Source organism: Rugosimonospora acidiphila, from assembly GCF_039543385.1.
GTDB classification, from domain to species: domain Bacteria; phylum Actinomycetota; class Actinomycetes; order Mycobacteriales; family Micromonosporaceae; genus Rugosimonospora; species Rugosimonospora acidiphila.
Genome location: NZ_BAABJQ010000018.1, coordinates 96,501 through 110,873, shown reverse-complemented (window position 1 = coordinate 110,873; position 14,373 = coordinate 96,501). Strand labels below are relative to the sequence as shown.

At 73.2% G+C, this 14,373-nt stretch carries 18 protein-coding genes; 7 read left to right on the top strand and 11 right to left on the bottom strand.

Features of this window, described 5'->3' with window-relative positions:
- Nucleotides 1-38 precede the first annotated feature (38 nt).
- Nucleotides 39-359 (top strand): FmdB family zinc ribbon protein, encoded by a 321-nt coding sequence (locus ABEA87_RS26975; RefSeq protein WP_345634209.1) that lies wholly within the window; start codon nucleotides 39-41, stop codon nucleotides 357-359.
- A gap of 43 nt (nucleotides 360-402) precedes the next feature.
- Here ABEA87_RS26975 and ABEA87_RS26970 read toward each other — a convergent pair whose 3' ends face one another.
- Together ABEA87_RS26970 and ABEA87_RS26965 are read right to left on the bottom strand one after the other, a co-directional pair.
- Nucleotides 403-1,038, bottom strand: a complete 636-nt coding sequence (locus ABEA87_RS26970; RefSeq protein ID WP_345634207.1) for a response regulator transcription factor — start codon at nucleotides 1,036-1,038, stop codon at nucleotides 403-405.
- Nucleotides 1,035-2,189, bottom strand: a complete 1,155-nt coding sequence (locus ABEA87_RS26965; RefSeq protein ID WP_345634205.1) for a GAF domain-containing sensor histidine kinase — start codon at nucleotides 2,187-2,189, stop codon at nucleotides 1,035-1,037. The genes ABEA87_RS26970 and ABEA87_RS26965 overlap by 4 nt, the downstream gene beginning before the upstream one ends.
- A gap of 123 nt (nucleotides 2,190-2,312) precedes the next feature.
- On the opposite strand from ABEA87_RS26965, the gene ABEA87_RS26960 reads away from it, so the two are divergent.
- Entirely contained in the window at nucleotides 2,313-2,987 is a 675-nt protein-coding gene (locus tag ABEA87_RS26960) for an SDR family oxidoreductase (protein WP_345634203.1), read from the top strand.
- Nucleotides 2,984-4,000, top strand: a complete 1,017-nt coding sequence (locus tag ABEA87_RS26955; protein WP_345634201.1) for an S-adenosylmethionine:tRNA ribosyltransferase-isomerase — start codon at nucleotides 2,984-2,986, stop codon at nucleotides 3,998-4,000. The genes ABEA87_RS26960 and ABEA87_RS26955 overlap by 4 nt, the downstream gene beginning before the upstream one ends.
- Before the next feature lie 17 nt (nucleotides 4,001-4,017).
- Here the strand turns inward: ABEA87_RS26955 and ABEA87_RS26950 are convergent, their stop codons facing one another.
- Nucleotides 4,018-5,838 (bottom strand): substrate-binding domain-containing protein, encoded by a 1,821-nt coding sequence (locus ABEA87_RS26950; protein WP_345634200.1) that lies wholly within the window; start codon nucleotides 5,836-5,838, stop codon nucleotides 4,018-4,020.
- A 116-nt stretch (nucleotides 5,839-5,954) separates the two neighbouring features.
- On the bottom strand, nucleotides 5,955-6,122 hold the full coding sequence (locus ABEA87_RS26945) for a hypothetical protein (protein ID WP_345634198.1): 168 nt from the start codon (nucleotides 6,120-6,122) through the stop codon (nucleotides 5,955-5,957).
- Nucleotides 6,123-6,185: 63 nt separating this feature from the next.
- On the opposite strand from ABEA87_RS26945, the gene ABEA87_RS26940 reads away from it, so the two are divergent.
- Nucleotides 6,186-6,509 carry a translation initiation factor 2 gene (locus tag ABEA87_RS26940; protein ID WP_345634197.1) on the top strand — a complete coding sequence of 108 codons (324 nt, stop codon included), beginning with the start codon at nucleotides 6,186-6,188 and terminating at the stop codon, nucleotides 6,507-6,509.
- Nucleotides 6,510-6,597: 88 nt separating this feature from the next.
- Here ABEA87_RS26940 and ABEA87_RS26935 read toward each other — a convergent pair whose 3' ends face one another.
- Nucleotides 6,598-7,071 carry a DUF2231 domain-containing protein gene (locus ABEA87_RS26935; RefSeq protein WP_345634335.1) on the bottom strand — a complete coding sequence of 158 codons (474 nt, stop codon included), beginning with the start codon at nucleotides 7,069-7,071 and terminating at the stop codon, nucleotides 6,598-6,600.
- A gap of 82 nt (nucleotides 7,072-7,153) precedes the next feature.
- On the opposite strand from ABEA87_RS26935, the gene ABEA87_RS26930 reads away from it, so the two are divergent.
- Together ABEA87_RS26930 and ABEA87_RS26925 are read left to right on the top strand one after the other, a co-directional pair.
- Entirely contained in the window at nucleotides 7,154-7,576 is a 423-nt protein-coding gene (locus tag ABEA87_RS26930; RefSeq protein WP_345634195.1) for a Fur family transcriptional regulator, read from the top strand.
- Nucleotides 7,577-7,616: 40 nt separating this feature from the next.
- Nucleotides 7,617-8,444: an oxygenase MpaB family protein gene (locus tag ABEA87_RS26925; protein WP_345634192.1), complete on the top strand. Its 828-nt coding sequence runs from the start codon at nucleotides 7,617-7,619 to the stop codon at nucleotides 8,442-8,444.
- On the opposite strand, the gene ABEA87_RS26920 is transcribed toward ABEA87_RS26925, so the two are convergent.
- Nucleotides 8,437-9,645: an MFS transporter gene (locus ABEA87_RS26920; RefSeq protein WP_345634189.1), complete on the bottom strand. Its 1,209-nt coding sequence runs from the start codon at nucleotides 9,643-9,645 to the stop codon at nucleotides 8,437-8,439. The two genes, ABEA87_RS26925 and ABEA87_RS26920, sit on opposite strands and share 8 nt — an antisense overlap.
- A 93-nt stretch (nucleotides 9,646-9,738) precedes the next feature.
- Nucleotides 9,739-10,548, bottom strand: coding sequence for a RecB family exonuclease (locus tag ABEA87_RS26915; protein WP_345634333.1), 810 nt, complete (start codon nucleotides 10,546-10,548; stop codon nucleotides 9,739-9,741).
- 155 nt (nucleotides 10,549-10,703) lie between these two features.
- On the opposite strand from ABEA87_RS26915, the gene ABEA87_RS26910 reads away from it, so the two are divergent.
- Entirely contained in the window at nucleotides 10,704-11,072 is a 369-nt protein-coding gene (locus tag ABEA87_RS26910) for a hypothetical protein (protein WP_345634187.1), read from the top strand.
- Between the two features lie 49 nt (nucleotides 11,073-11,121).
- On the opposite strand, the gene ABEA87_RS26905 is transcribed toward ABEA87_RS26910, so the two are convergent.
- Genes ABEA87_RS26905 through ABEA87_RS26890 form a run of 4 tightly spaced genes read right to left on the bottom strand, consistent with a single transcriptional unit; the run spans nucleotide 11,122 to nucleotide 14,354 of the window.
- Nucleotides 11,122-11,739: a MarC family protein gene (locus tag ABEA87_RS26905; RefSeq protein ID WP_345634186.1), complete on the bottom strand. Its 618-nt coding sequence runs from the start codon at nucleotides 11,737-11,739 to the stop codon at nucleotides 11,122-11,124.
- 22 nt (nucleotides 11,740-11,761) lie between these two features.
- Nucleotides 11,762-12,616 carry a PHP domain-containing protein gene (locus ABEA87_RS26900; RefSeq protein WP_345634185.1) on the bottom strand — a complete coding sequence of 285 codons (855 nt, stop codon included), beginning with the start codon at nucleotides 12,614-12,616 and terminating at the stop codon, nucleotides 11,762-11,764.
- The gene (locus ABEA87_RS26895; RefSeq protein WP_345634183.1) at nucleotides 12,613-13,755 is read right to left on the bottom strand and encodes a TolB-like translocation protein; all 1,143 of its coding nucleotides are present in this window, start codon (nucleotides 13,753-13,755) and stop codon (nucleotides 12,613-12,615) included. Before ABEA87_RS26895 ends, ABEA87_RS26900 begins: the two co-directional genes overlap by 4 nt.
- Entirely contained in the window at nucleotides 13,752-14,354 is a 603-nt protein-coding gene (locus ABEA87_RS26890; protein WP_345634181.1) for a SigE family RNA polymerase sigma factor, read from the bottom strand. Before ABEA87_RS26890 ends, ABEA87_RS26895 begins: the two co-directional genes overlap by 4 nt.
- Between the last annotated feature and the right edge of the window lie 19 nt (nucleotides 14,355-14,373).

The window sequence follows — 14,373 nt, the reverse complement described above, 5'->3', positions numbered from 1 at the left end:
CATTGGCACTCGAAGTATGTGAGTGCCAGGAGGATGACGTGCCGACTTACCAGTACGCATGTACCGCGTGCGGGCACCAGCTCGAAGCGGTGCAGTCGTTCAGCGACGAGCCCCTGACCGAGTGCCCGGTATGCGAGGGTCGGCTGCGCAAGGTGTTCTCGTCGGTCGGCGTCGTGTTCAAGGGCCCCGGCTTCTACCGCACGGACTCCCGGGACAGCTCGTCCGGCTCGACCGCCGCGAAGAACGGCGCGAGCAAGGACAGCCCGGCGAAGTCCGAGTCGAAGAGCGAGACCAAGTCGGAGACGAAGAGCGAGTCGAGCGCCAAGCCGGCCGCCTCGGCCCCGGCCGCCACGAGCTGACCCGACCACCCGATCGAATCGACTGACCCGGCCCGGCGCCGGGTCAGTCGGCGTTCACCAGCCCGGTGCGCACCGCGTACAGCGCGGCCTGGGTGCGGTCCTGCACGCCGAGCTTGGCGAGCACCGAGCTGACATGCGTCTTCACCGTCTTCTCGGACAGGCCCAGCCCGCGGGCGATCTCCCGGTTTGATCGACCACGGGCGATCTCGGCGAGCACGTCCCGTTCCCGGGCGGTCAGCCGCCGGTCGCCCGAGTGCTCTCGCCCGGTCGCGAGCAGCCGGGCGACCTCCGGATGCAGCAGCACGTGGCCCGCGTGGACGGCGCGGATCGCCGCCACCAGCGCGGGCGGATCGACATCCTTGTACACGTACCCGGCGGCACCGGCCCGCACGGCCGGCAGTACCGTCGCCGCCTCCGGGAAGCTCGTGATCACCAGTACCCTGGCCCGCACCCCCCGCTCGCGCAGCCCGCGCAGCGCGTCCACCCCGTCGCTGTCCGGCATCCGCAGGTCGAGCAGGATCACGTCGGGGTCCAGCTCGACGGCGGCGGCCACGCAGCCCGCGCCGTCGGCGGCCTCGCCGACCACCGTGAGGTCGCCCTGCACGTCCAGGAAGGTACGCAGTCCCTGGCGGACGACCGGGTGATCGTCCACCACCAGTACCCGGATCTGCTCGGTCACTGCCCCGCCGTCCCGTCCGCCCCGTCGGGAGCCGGAATCGACAGCCGCACCGTCGTCCCGGCGCCGGCCGCCGATCGCACGTCGAGCCGGCCCCCGACCGCCCGGGCCCGCTCCCGCATCGACGCCAGGCCGAGCCGGCCGGACGCGCCGACCCCGGTCGGCTCGAAGCCCCGCCCGTCGTCGCTGATCTCCAGCAGCACCGAGCCGCCCCGGCCCGACAGCCGCACCTGGACCCGGGACGGGCGGCCGTGCCGCAGCGCGTTGTGCAGCGCCTCCTGCGCGATCCGGTACGCGGCCCGCTCGCGCGCCGGGCTCAGCCGCGGCACCTCGTCGCAGGCGAAGCTCATCGCCACCGGATGCACCCGGTCCAGCAGCTCGACCTGCTTGCGCAGGGCCGCGTCCAGCCCGTCGCCGGCCAGGTCGGCTGGGTGCAGCCCGACCACTATGGCGCGCAGTTCGTCGGCCGCCTCGGCGGCCAGCCGGCGCACCGTGTCCAGTTCGCCGGCGACCCGGGACGGGTCGTGGGTGGCCAGCGTGGCGGCGGCCGCCGCGGTCAGCCGCAGGCTGAACAGCTTCTGGCTCACCGCGTCGTGCAGCTCCCGGGCGATCCGGTTACGTTCCTCCACAATGGACAGCTCCCGGCTGCGCTCGTAGAGCCGGGCGTTGACCAGCGCGATGGCCGCGTGCGCGGCGAGCAGTCGCAGCAACTCCTCGTCCTGCGCCGTGAATCCGCCGGGCGTGCGCTTGTTGGCCAGGAACAGCTCGCCCAGGATCTCCTCACCGTCCACGATCGGCATGCCGAGGAAGTCGGTCAGCACCGGATGCGCGTCCGGCCACCAGCCGAACCGCGGATGCTCCCGGATGTTGGCCAGCCGCACCGGGTTCGGGTCGCGCAGCATGACGCCGAGCAGGCCGTGCTGGCGCGGCAGCGGGCCGATCGCCCGCCACTGCTCGTCGCTGACGCCGTCGGCGAGGAACTCGGCGAAGGAGCCGTTGCCATCGGGCACGCCCAGGGCCGCGTACCGCGCGTCGAGCAGCCGCCGCGCAGAGGTCAGGATGGTCTGCAGCACCTCGCGGACGGACAGGTGCGAAGTCACCGCGAGCACCGCCGCGCTCACCTCGCGCAGCTCGTCCCGGTCGCACCCACCCATGCCGCAACGGTACCCAGCAGCGCGTTCGCCGGCATCCGGCCGAAGTCCTAAGACCATCGTCGTACCCCGCGCCGGGTCGCCGGCCCGATGCCGGCAGCGGGGGCCGCACCTAGCGTCGAATTCATGGATAACGAGCGAATCGCGATCATCACTGGCGCGTCGCGCGGGCTCGGCCTCGCGCTCGCCGCCGGTCTGGCCCGGGAGGGCTGGCGACTGGTCATCGACGCCCGCGACGGCGAGGCGCTCGCCGAGGCGGCGTGGGGGCTGCCCGGCCAACCCGCCGTGATCGCCGGCGACGTGACCGACCCCGGGCACCGGGCCGCCCTGGTCGAGGCGGCCACCCGGGCCGGCGGCCCCGATCTCCTGATCAACAACGCCGGCATCCTCGGGCCCACCCCGCTCCCGGCGCTAGCCGAATACCCGCTCGCGGTGCTGCGCGAGGTGTACGAGGTGAACGTGTTCGGTCCGCTGGCCCTGGCCCAACTGGCCCTGCCCGCACTGCGCGGGCGCGGCGGCACCATCGTCAACGTGACCTCCGACGCGGCCGTCGAGCCGTACCCGGGCTGGGGCGGGTACGGCTCGGCCAAGGCCGCGGTGGAGCAGCTCGGTCGCGTGCTCGCGGTCGAGGAGCCGGCGGTACGGGTGTGGACGGTGGACCCGGGCGACCTGCGCACCCGGATGCATCAGGAGGCGTTCCCGGGCGAGGACATCAGCGACCGCCCGCTGCCGGAGACCGTGGTGCCGGCGTTCCTCAAGCTGCTCGCCGAGCGGCCGCCGTCGGGGCGGGTGCGGCTGTGAGCGCGGTCGTGGAGTTCACGCTGCCGTCCGAGTCGGAGGCGCACGAGCCGCCGGAGGCGCGCGGACTGTCCCGGGACGGGGTGCGGCTGCTGGTCGGCGAGCGCGCCACCGGGCGGGTCAGCCACCACGGTTTCACCGACCTGCCCGGCCTGCTGCGCGCCGGTGACGTGCTGGTGGTGAACACCTCCGGTACGCTGCCGGCCGCGGTACCGGTGGTCGGCGAACCGCTGGCCGTGCACTTCTCGACCGCGCTGCCCGACGGCCGCTGGCTGGTCGAGCTGCGCGCCGCCGCCGGAAAGGCCACCGCGCCGCACGCGGGGGGCGGGCCGGGGCACCGGTACCCGCTGCCCGGCGGCGCGACGCTGACCCTGGACGAGGAGTACTCCCGGGGCCGGCTGTGGTACGGGCGGGTGGACGCCGCGGTACCGCCGCTGCTGCAACGCTACGGCGCGCCGATCCGGTACGGGTACGTGCCGCGGCCCTGGCCGCTGCCGTACTACCAGACGGTCTTCGCCACGGTGCCGGGCAGCGCCGAGATGCCCAGCGCGGCCCGGCCGTTCTCGGATCGGCTGGTGACCCGGCTGGTCAGCGCCGGCGTCGGTTTCGCGCCGATCCTCCTGCACACCGGCGTGGCCTCGCCCGAGGCGCACGAGCGCCCGTACCCGGAGCGGTTCACCGTGCCGGCGACCACCGCGCGGACCGTCAACCAGGCACGGGCCGCCGGCGGGCGGGTCATAGCGGTGGGCACCACGGCGGTGCGGGCGCTGGAGAGCGCGGCCAGCGGGGCCGGGACGGTCGCCGCGGCCGGCGGCTGGACCGACCTGGTGATCACGCCCGAGCGCGGGGTGCGCGTGGTGGACGGGCTGCTGACCGGACTGCACGAGCCGCGCGCCTCGCACCTGGACCTGCTGGCCGCGGTCTCGACGCCCGCGCTGCTACGGCGCTGCTACGCCGAGGCGATCGCGGCCGGGTACCTCTGGCACGAGTTCGGGGACGTCAACCTGCTCCTCTGACGCGCCCCGGGCCCGGGTCAGCTCAGCCGGCCGGCGAACGCCAGGACCAGGGTCTGCTCGGCGCTGGCCGGGTCCTTCGCCACCAGGGTCCGGCCGCCGGTCGCCGCCGAGATCTGCCGCAGCGCGTCGGCGTCCGCGTCCGGCCCGATGGCGATGTCGATGACCTGGACCGGGCGGTCGGCCCGCTGCTCGCTCTTGAGCTTGCCCAGCAGCTGCGTGAGCGTCATGCCGCTGGGCAGGTCGTTGCCGCCATCGGTGATCAGCACCACCGCGTTGACGCTGTCGGCCTGCCAGTGCGTCTGCATCTCCTTGAACGCCGCGTAGATGGTGTCGTAGAGCGGCGTGTGCGCCTGCGCCCGCAGGCCACCCAGTGCGTGGAGCATCGCCTGCTGCCGGCTGGTCCCGTCGACCTCGGCCATGCTCGGCCCGAACGGCACCAGTTCCCGGTACTCGTTCGCGCCGGCCCGCTGGCCGGAGAAGGCCCACAGCCCGATGTCGGTGCGCGAATTCAGCAGGCCGAACCCGGTGCTCGCGGTCTGCCGCATCAGCTCCAGCCGGCTCATCGAGGTACCCGGCACCGATTCCGCCATCGAGCCGGAGGTGTCCAGCGCCACCAGGATGTTGGACTGGCGCTGCATCGAGGTCCAGTCGGAGAGGAACTGCTTGAGGGTGGTCGGATCCGGGGCGACGCGGACGTTGTCGAACGTCGTCGGGAATCCGTCGTCGGCCGGCAGCGCGGCCGAGTCCCGCACGCCGTGGTCCGGCCCGCGCAGGCCACTGACGCCCAGCGCGTCGGCGGCGGTGCTGCCGTTGAGGTAAGCCAGGAACTGGTCGGCGGCGGAGCGCTTGTCCGCGCCTACCCAGGAGGCCGACAGCACCGCGTACGGGCAGTCCGCGACGACCGGCTGGCTGGGGTACACCGGTACCAGAAACTGCTCCGGGTTGGCCTCGTCGAACGCGGCCACGTCGCTCTCCAGGGCCGGAAAGGCCGCGATCGCGGCGTCCCGGCCGGCGGCGGTGCCGGGCTTCGCCGTCGTCGCGGCCTGGGCCGCGAAGAACCCGGTGGTATCCGGCTCGATCGCCCCGAGCGCCTGGCTGAAGCGCAGCGCCTGGACCAGCTGATCATCGTCGATGGCGCCGGTGCCGTCCCGGTCCAGGATGGTCAGGACGGCGGCGAGCCCGGCGGTCGACGTGGTCGCGTCGGCCATCCCGATCCGCAGCGAGGCCCACTCCGGGTGGCCCGCCTTTCCCCAGCCGTCGATGAACGTGCCGATCACATCGTTCCAGTCGAGGGTGCGCCCCGGCCAACCCAGCGCCCGCGCCAACGGCTCGCGCACGGCGAGGACCACCGGGGACGAGGCGACGCTCGGCGGCTGCATCGGCACCATGCCGGACGCCTCCGTGCGCCCGCCCGCCACCGACAGCCACAGGCTGGAGTCGGGGATCCACACGTCGGGGCGGGCCCCGTCGCGCGTGGCGTCCCAGTCTGGCCCCAGCGCGGCGGCGACCTGGTCGGGCTGCTTCGAGGTGACCCGGGCGGCCAGACACCGGCCGTTCAGCGCGGGCCGGGTCGCGGTCCAGTCCCGGGCGAGCCGGTCGAGCACCGGGTACAGGTTCGGGGCGGTGGTCACCGTGAGGGTGACCGGGTCGCCGGAGCAGTCGTCGGTCGTCGCGGCCGACGGCTGGCCGCCCGCCCCGATGAACGCGGCCGCCCCTACCAGGACGCCCGCGCTGGCCACCGCGGAGACCACCAGCCAGCGCCGCCCGATGACGGCTCTGCGGAACCAGCCGGGTGAGTGATGCGAACCGACCTCGATCCCGGAGCCGCTAACCGGCATCGCCGTCCTCCCGCCTGCCCGTCAAAGGGATGGGTGCGGAGCTGAGCCCGCGACGTATTGTGGCCGCCTTCGATCACGGGCGCCAGAGCCGGGCTCGGGTACGACGCGATAACGCTTTAGTCCCAGTGCGGCGGGCGGTCCTCCAGCAGCCGGTCGTCGTTGCTCTCGTGGTGCTCGCCCCAGCCACGGTCGGTGTCGTCGCGGGTCTGCTCGGGCAGCATCGGCTCGCCGTCCTCCAAGTCGACCTCGCGCTCCCCATCAAAGGAGTACCGCTCCTTCTCCATGCGCTTGAGCGTAGCCACTGATAGCGTCCAGTCCGTGACCGGCATCCGCCCGCGGGTTCACCCGTGAACGACGATCTGCAGTGGCGCCGGCCCACCGGCTCGGACGCCGGCCCCGCCGGCGCGGGCGGGCCGGGCGGCGACCGGACCCCGGACGGCGAGGCGCGGCCGACCTACGCCGGGCCACCACGTACGACTCCCCCTCCACCGGAGTGGCGCCCGCGCACGCTGATCCAGACGCCGCCGCCCCGCCGGCTGCCCACGCAGGACGCCGACCAGCTGGACGCCCGCGAGAAAGAGGCCCGCACAGTCACGTACGGCGTCGGCATGGTCGCCGGCGCCGTGCTGCTGATCGTGTTGTTCATCCTGTGCGGCCGGGCGCTGTTCTAGCGGGCTCTACCCGCGCCGCCCTCAGGGACGCGCCCAAGAACCACCGGCGCCACTTCGGGCCGGCGCCGGTGGTTGGAGAGCGTCGGCGTCAGTAGCCCTGCCAGACGATGTGCGCGGCGGTGTCCCCGGTGCGGAAGACGTAGTAGCCGGTCGTGATGGCCAGCCCGATCGTGACCACCCACAGCGGGATCAGGTACACGTTGCGCTCGCGGATCTCCGGTACCAGCACCGCGGCCAGCGCCACCACACCGAGCGCGATCGTCACGTACAGCGTGATCGTGCCGTAGTGGCGGTGCACGTCGATGTTGTTGAGGATCGCCGGCGAGGCGAGGTGCCGCCGGGCCAGCCGGGCACGGAAGGCGTCGCCGGACAACTTGGACAGCAGCGCGCTCAACGGTGCGATCACCGCGAGTATCACCACCGCCCAGGCGATCCGCGACCGTAGCTGGGGCACCAGCACATAGACCAGAGCCGCCACGATCAGCAGCGGAATGAAGACCACTGCCGCGTGTATCACCAAGGGATGCAGCGGTAAGCCGAAGAAGGTCTCAAACACACCCATAGACACGTCCGGATCATCTCGTTCGGTTCAAGCGATCAGGCTTTTCTTGAGTCGTTCCAGCTTGCCGTGGTGCAATGGAAACATGAACGGCGAGGATCAGCTGCGGACCAGGGGCCTACGGGTCACGCGACCCCGGCTGGCAGTGCTCGAAGTTCTCAACGATGGTGGCCACCCCGAGGTTGATGAGATCACCACTCGGGTACGTTCCCATCTTCCGGGCGTCTCCGTCCAGACCGTGTACGACGTTCTTGGCGCCCTGGCGCGGGCCGGGCTGGCCCGGCGGATCGAACCGGCCGGCTCCCCGGCGCGCTACGAGGCCCGGGCCGGTGACAATCACCACCACATCGTCTGCCGGGGCTGCGGCAAGATCGCCGACGTCGACTGCGCGGTCGGCGAGGCGCCCTGCCTCGACCCCTCCAACGCGCACGGCTTCGAACTGGACGAGGCCGAGGTGACCTTCTGGGGACTGTGCCCCCGGTGCCAGCGGCTGCGGCGTGCAGACTAGAGGGCGTGCAGATCACAGACGCGCGCGGCCGGTACCGGCGATGACCGGCGACCTGGGACTCTTCGGCCCCGATTCGGTGAGCTGGCGGCTGCACGCCGAGCCGATCCTGCTCCTGGGCGGCTTCCGCGCGCTCTACCTGCAGGCGCTACACCCGCTGGCGATGGCCGGTGTGATCCAGAACTCCAATTTCCGCGAAGACCCGTGGGCCCGGCTCGGCCGGACCAGCGAGTACGTCACGACGGTGATCTTCGGCACCACCGAGCAGGCGGAGGCCGCCGGCCGCCGGGTACGGGCGATCCACCAGCGGCTGCGCGGCATCGACCCGGAAACCGGCGACTTCTTCCGGATCGACGAACCGCGCCTGCTGCGCTGGGTGCACGTCACCGAGGTCGAGTCGTTCCTGACCACCGCCACCCGGGCCGGGATGGCGCTGAGCCGGGAGGAGATCGACCGGTACTACACCGAGCAGCGCGAGGCCGCCCGGCTGGTCGGGCTCGATCCACTGACCGTGCCCGGCACGGCCGCCGAGGTCGACCGGTACTACGAACAGATGCGCCCGGAGCTCAGGCTGACCCGGGACTCCGCCGACGCCGCGCTGTTCATGGCCGCGCCGCCGCTGCCGCACCGGCTCGGGCTCACCCCGGTCCGGCTGGCCTTGGGCGGGGTCGCGGCGCTGTCGGTCTCGCTGCTGCCGGCCTGGGCGCGCCGCCTCTACGGGCTGCCCGGCCTGCCCACCACGGACCTGTCCGCGGCCCTGTGGGCACGGCTGCTGCGCCGCGCGCTGGCCCTGATCCCAGAGCACTACCGCAGCGGCCCGCACCGCGACGCGGCGCTGGCCCGGGCGGCGGCGGTCGGGGCGCTCAGCTGACCGGTGCCTCCTCGGGAGGGCGCACGGCGTCCGTGCCCGGGGCGGCCACCCGGAACGACGGCGCCAGCCCGATGACCGCCAGGCACAGCAGGGCCGGTACGGCGAACGCCCAGCGCAGCCCGGCCGCCTGGTTCACCACGCCGATCAGCCCGGCGCCCACCACGAACCCGGCGTAGTTGAACAGGTTGACCCGGGCGATCGCCACCCCGCTGCCGGTCGGGTCCAGGGCGCCGGCCGCCGAGAACGACTGCGGCACCACCACGCACAGCCCGAGCCCGACGATCGCGAAGCCGGCGATCGCGAGCCACGGCGCCGGGGCCACGGCCACCAGCCCCATGCCGGCCGCGCCGACCAGCGCGCCGGCGGCGACCGGGAGCACCGGCCCGAACCTGCGCACCGGCCAGTCCGCGACCAGCCGGCCCAGCATCTGGCAGAGCAGGTACCCGGCCAGGCCCAGCGGCGCCACGCTGCTGCTGGCGCGCAGCGCGTCCTGCAGGTACTTGGCGCTCCAGTTCGAGGTCGCCGAGTCGGCGATGTACATCATCATGACCGCGAGCCCGATCAGCACTATCGGCGTCCACGGGATCCGGGGCGGCGGCGCGTCCTCGGGCCGGTCGACGGCCAGCGCGGCCGCCTCGCCACGCCGGTACTGCAGCGGGCCGGCGAGGATCGCGAACACCAGCCCGACCAGCGCGATGACGCCGAGGTTCGGGCCGAGGTGCACGTGCAGCCGCCCGGCACCGGCGTTGGCCAGCGAGCCGAGGATCCCGCCGATGCTCCACACGCCGTGGAAGGAGACCAGGATGCTGCGCCCGTACCGCTCCTGGACCGCCACGCCCTGCATGTTCACGGTCGCGTCGACGGCGCCGAGAGCCAGCCCGAACACGCTGACCGACAGGTACAGCACTGCCCGGTCCGGCGCGAAGCCGGCGCCGGTCATCGCGACGCACACGAGCGGGCCGGCCACCCGCAGCACCGGCGAGCTACCGATCCGGGGCGCCAGCACGCCCGCCAGTACGCTGCCCACCCCGGCCACCACGGGCACGATCAGCAGGATCAGGGTCAGCTGCCCGTCGGTGAAGTGAAAGTGATCCTGCAGGGCCGGCACCCGGGTGACCAGGCCGGCGAAGCAGAGCCCCTGAACGAAGTAGGCGCCGGCCGCGCCGAGCCGGGCCCGGCGGTCTCGTTGCTCGATCGGCACGGCGACTCCTCGGGTCCGACGTGACGCGAGTCACTTTCGGGTTTTGAGGATCTTCTCGCTCCGGGCCGCCGTACCGCAATCCCCCGAGCCGACCTACTCGTCCCGGGCCACCCCCGCCCACGGCTCCCGGGTAGGCGCCTGTTCGCCGGCCGGGCAGGTGCGCCGGTAATCGCACCAGGAGCACAGCGACCCGGGCTGGGTCGGGAACGCCTGGTCCGGATCGCCGCCGTCAGCCACGGCGCGCTCGGCGGCCAGAATGTCGCGGGCCGCCTCCTCCGCCCGGCGCAGATGCCTGGCCAGCGACTCCTCGGTGTGATCGTGGCCGCTGACCGTCTCGGTCGGCAGGTGGTGCAGCTCGACCCGGCGGCAGCGACGGCGGAACACCCGCTCGGCGGCGTAGGCGTACAGCGCCAGGGCCCGGGAACCCCGCGCGTCGTCCTCGGACAGCCCGGCCCGGCCGGTCTTGTAGTCCACGATCACCAGCTCGTCGCCGCGCCGATCGATCCGGTCCACCCGTCCGGACAGCGCCAGAGTCGCGGTCTTCGTCGCCACCACGCGCTCCACCCCGACCGGTTCGTCGAGCGGGTCGAGCCCGTCGACGTAGCGCTCCAGCCAGGCCAGCGCCCGGGCGAACGCGGCGCGCTCCTGATCGGTGTCGCGGTACCCCTCGCTGACCCAGGTGGCGCGCAGCAGCGAGGCCAGCCCCTCGGGGCGGCGCTTGCCGGGCGGCAGCGCATACCAGCTGCGCAGCGCGGTGTGCACGCTGGCGCCCAGCGAATTGTGCGCCCACGCCGGCCCCTTGGCCGGCGCCGGCCGGTCGATGTAGGAGTAGCGGTAACGCCGAGGGCAGTCCTCGTACGCGGCCAGCTTGCTGGGGGTGCACACGAACAGCCGCTCCGGCATCCCGTCGAAGCCGAGCTGCTCCGGTTCGGGGCGTCGTGGGCCTGGTGTCCGGTTGATGGTTGAGTCAGGCACATGGCCGATCCTGCCATCCGGGTGCGACACTGGTTGGTGCGGCGCGATCTCGCGCGCCAAAAGCGAAGGTCTGGGAGATATCGATGGGTTTTATGCGCTGGCTGCGCGGCGGTGACGAGAATTCTGCCGCGACGTCGGCGGTATCCGCGGGCCTCGCCGAGATCGACGGGCTCTTCCGACCTTCCAAGCACAAGCAGACCGAGCACGTCGAGGAGTCCAAGCGCAAGCGGGTCGATGTGGCCGCCGGCGCCGGGATCGACCTCGATCGCGGGGTCGCGGTGGTGCGGTCGAAGGACGGTGCCGAGGAGGACGGCGCCGCCGTGGTGACCACCCGCCGGACCATCACCCGCACGGTCTTCAAGCCCCGGCAGGAGACCTGGTGGAGCAGGCTGAGCCCGAGCTCACGCCGCCGGCGCCGCCGGCTGCGCGCCAAGGCACAGAGCACCGACTGATCGCTGCACCGACTGATCGCTCGGGCCCGCCCGCTCACGGCACTCGGATCTAGTGCGGTGAGTGCAGGAACCCGGTGACGAACGCTTCCACCGATTCCGCGATGAGCTGGACCGCGATCGCGGCCAGCAGCAGACCCGCGATGCGGGTCAACACCTCGATGCCGGACGGCCGAAGGATCTTCACGACCAGCCCGGAGAACCGCAGGACCACCCAGACGATCATGAGTGCCAGCAGGATCGCCACGGCGATCGCGAGGTAGTCGGCGACACCGTGCGCCCGGCGGACGAACAGCATGGTCGCCACGATCGCGCCTGGCCCGGCCAGCAACGGGGTACCCAGGGGCACCAGCGCGACGTTGGTGGTGGCCTCCGGATCCGGGTCACCCTGCTTTCCGGTCAGCAGCTCCAGGGCGACCAGCACGAGCAGCAACCCACCCGCGCCCTGCAGGGCCGGCAGGTCGATGCCGAGGTAGCGGAGGATCTGCTGGCCCCCCACGGCGAACACCACGATCACCCCGCCGGCCAGGGCGACCGCCTGCCAGCCCGCCCGGTTCCGCTCCCTCGGCGCCATCGCGCCGGTGAGGCCCAGGAAGATCGGTACCATGCCCGGCGGGTCGACGATCACCAGCAGGGTCACGAACGCCTCGACAAACAGTTTGGTGTTCACGATCCTGCCTAACACGCCGGGCCTAACCGATGATGGCCGGCCGCCCCCATGCGGCTGTGACGATCTTCTGGTACGCCTCCGGATCGGTCAGGTTGGCGCCCAGCAGCACCGTCTTGTTGCCGCCGTGGAAGTCCGATGAGCCGGTGGCGACCAGCCCCAGTTCGTCGGCCAGCTCGCGGACCCGCGCCCGCTGTGCCGGCGTGTGGTCCTCGTGCTCGGCCTCCAGCCCGAACAGGCCCGCCCCGGCCAGCTCGGCGATCAACGATTCCGGCACGATCCGGCCGCGCGCGGACGCCTGCGGATGAGCCAGCACGGGTACCCCGCCGGCCGCCCGCACCAGCGACACCGCCCGGAAGACGTCCAGGTCCGGCTTGGGCAGCCGGTACCGCTCGCCCAGCCAGCGCGGCCCGAACGCCTCGGACACGCTGCCGACCAGGCCGAGCCGGACCAGCGCGCGGGCCAGGTGCGGCCGGCCGATGGTGCCGCCCGCCGCGTCGGCGAGCACCCCGTCCCAGTCCAGCTCGATGCCGTCGGCCCGGATCAGGTCGACCATCCGCCGGGCGCGGTCCCGCCGGCCCTCCCGCACCTGGGCCAGCTCGGCGACGAGAACCGGCTCCTCCGGGTCGAACAGGTACGCCAGCAGATGCAGCGCGATCCCGGGCCGCACGCCGTTCCAGCGGCAGGACAGCTCCGCGCCGCGGACCAGGGTCAGCCCGGCCGGCAGCGCGGCCACGGCCTCGGCCCAGCCGCCCGTCGTGTCATGGTCGGTGAGCGCGATCACGTCCAACCCGGCGTCGGCCGCGGCCCGGACGAGCGCGGCCGGCGTGAGCGTCCCATCGCTCGCGGTCGAGTGCGCGTGCAGGTCGATCCGGGTCATCGGCCCAGCGCCGGTACGAGGTTCCAGTCACCGGCGGGTAGCCCGCTGATCATGACCGGCTCACCCACCCCGTCGGCCTCGCACTGGACCAGGCCGGTGTCGGTCGGGACCAGCACCTCGCTGTCGTCCTCCCAGACCGGGGCGCCCCGCCCGCGCACGCGGCAGTAGGCGCTGGTCCGGTCCGGGTTCCCCGAGGCCAGGTCGATGAAGGCCAGGCCGGAGTCGGTCTGGTCGGCCAGCCACTTCCCGCTCGGTGACCGGGCCGCCGCCTGGGCGGCCCCCACGGTCAGCCCGAGGTCGCAGCCGCCGATCGCGGCCGGGCGCAGCCCGACGGTGCCGTCGAGGTCGAAGTAGCTCAGGCAGCCGTCGGGGTTGTTCGGTGCGCCCTTGACCAGGCCCACCAGGCGGCTGCCGGAGCCGCCGTACACATCGGCGATGCCGGTGTTCCAGCGGAGGCTGACCGGCCCGGACGGGTCCCAGAAGCCGTACGCGCTGATCCGGCCCGTGCCGTCGGCCCGGCCCAGCACGACGCTGGCCCCGACGAAGGCGACCGGTACCGCGTGGTCGGTGAGCTGTGCCTTGGCCACCGGGTCGGCGCCGCCGAGCCCCAGCCGCCCGACGATCAGGGTCCGCGATCCGTTCGCGTCGCTGACCGAGGCGACCTCCTGGCCGTCCGGCGAGACGGTCGCGGCGGCCGCCGGCAGCGGTGTGCCGACCGGTCGACCGTCCGGCGTGAGCAGCCGGAGCGTGCCCGTCGCGCCGCCGTACACCCAGCCGGCCGGCACCCGGTACGCCCAGGTCACGGCCCCAACCCCGGTCAGTGCCAGGCGCCTGCCGTCGGAGGTCCACAGCTGGTTGCCCACGCGCAGGTCGAGCTTGATCGCCGGCTGGGTCGCGGCGACGTACGCGGACGCGGCCGGAACGACGATCGTGGTGACCCGCGCGCCGTGGCCGCGTACCACCTGGAAGGAGACCCCGGCCAGCACCAGGACGAAGACGCCGACCAGCCCGGCCAGCTCCCGCCGCCGGCGCAGTCGCCGGGCGGCGCCGATGACGCGCTCCGCGGGGCCGCCGGCGGGCGGCAGCGAGCCGACCCGCTCCGCGAACAGCGCGCGTAGCTCCTCTTCGAGGTTGGTCACGGTCCTTCTCCCACCGGTACCGCGGCCGGCTCGATGCCGTCCTCGGCCAGCCGCTTGCGCAGCGAGGCCAGCGCCCGGGCGCACTGGCTCTTAACGGTGCCTATCGAAATGTTCAGCAACCGGGCGGTGTCCGCCTCCGACATGTCCTCGTAGAAGCGCAGCACGAGCACGGCGCGCTGGCGGGCCGGCAACGTGGTCACGTGCCGCCAGAGCCGGTCGCGCTCGATCCGCTCGTCGATCCGGTCGGGCGCCGGCCGGTCCGGCAGTACCTCGGTCGGTCGCTCACCGTGCCAGCGCCGCCGCCACCAGCTGGTGGCGGTGTTGACCAACACGCGCCTGGTGTACGACTCGACCGCCTCGATCTCGCCCAGCCTGCGCCAGGCCAGGTACGTCTTGGTCAGCGTGATCTGCAGCAGGTCCTCGGCCGTCGCCCAGTCCCCCGCGAGCAGGTAAGCGGTGCGCAGCAACGCGGCCGAGCGTTCGGTCACGAAGGCCCGGAACTCGGTGTCGATCCGGGTCACCGAGCCGGTGTGTCCGCCGGAAGCGGGAGCCTGCGCCGCGTCTTCGCCGGCCGGCGTGCCCGCCGGTGGAACGGTCACGGCTCGACGGGCAGAGCGC

What these genes read in the sequence shown, in the direction of transcription:
- ABEA87_RS26910 (WP_345634187.1), top strand. Translation starts at nt 10,704, where the DNA reads ATGGGTTTTATGCGCTGGCTGCGCGGCGGTGACGAGAATTCTGCCGCG.
- ABEA87_RS26960 (WP_345634203.1), top strand. Translation starts at nt 2,313, where the DNA reads ATGGATAACGAGCGAATCGCGATCATCACTGGCGCGTCGCGCGGGCTC.
- ABEA87_RS26935 (WP_345634335.1), bottom strand. Translation starts at nt 7,071, where the DNA reads ATGGGTGTGTTTGAGACCTTCTTCGGCTTACCGCTGCATCCCTTGGTG.
- ABEA87_RS26965 (WP_345634205.1), bottom strand. Translation starts at nt 2,189, where the DNA reads ATGGGTGGGTGCGACCGGGACGAGCTGCGCGAGGTGAGCGCGGCGGTG.
- ABEA87_RS26925 (WP_345634192.1), top strand. Translation starts at nt 7,617, where the DNA reads ATGACCGGCGACCTGGGACTCTTCGGCCCCGATTCGGTGAGCTGGCGG.
- ABEA87_RS26930 (WP_345634195.1), top strand. Translation starts at nt 7,154, where the DNA reads ATGAACGGCGAGGATCAGCTGCGGACCAGGGGCCTACGGGTCACGCGA.
- ABEA87_RS26900 (WP_345634185.1), bottom strand. Translation starts at nt 12,616, where the DNA reads ATGACCCGGATCGACCTGCACGCGCACTCGACCGCGAGCGATGGGACG.
- ABEA87_RS26950 (WP_345634200.1), bottom strand. Translation starts at nt 5,838, where the DNA reads ATGCCGGTTAGCGGCTCCGGGATCGAGGTCGGTTCGCATCACTCACCC.
- ABEA87_RS26915 (WP_345634333.1), bottom strand. Translation starts at nt 10,548, where the DNA reads ATGCCGGAGCGGCTGTTCGTGTGCACCCCCAGCAAGCTGGCCGCGTAC.
- ABEA87_RS26945 (WP_345634198.1), bottom strand. Translation starts at nt 6,122, where the DNA reads ATGGAGAAGGAGCGGTACTCCTTTGATGGGGAGCGCGAGGTCGACTTG.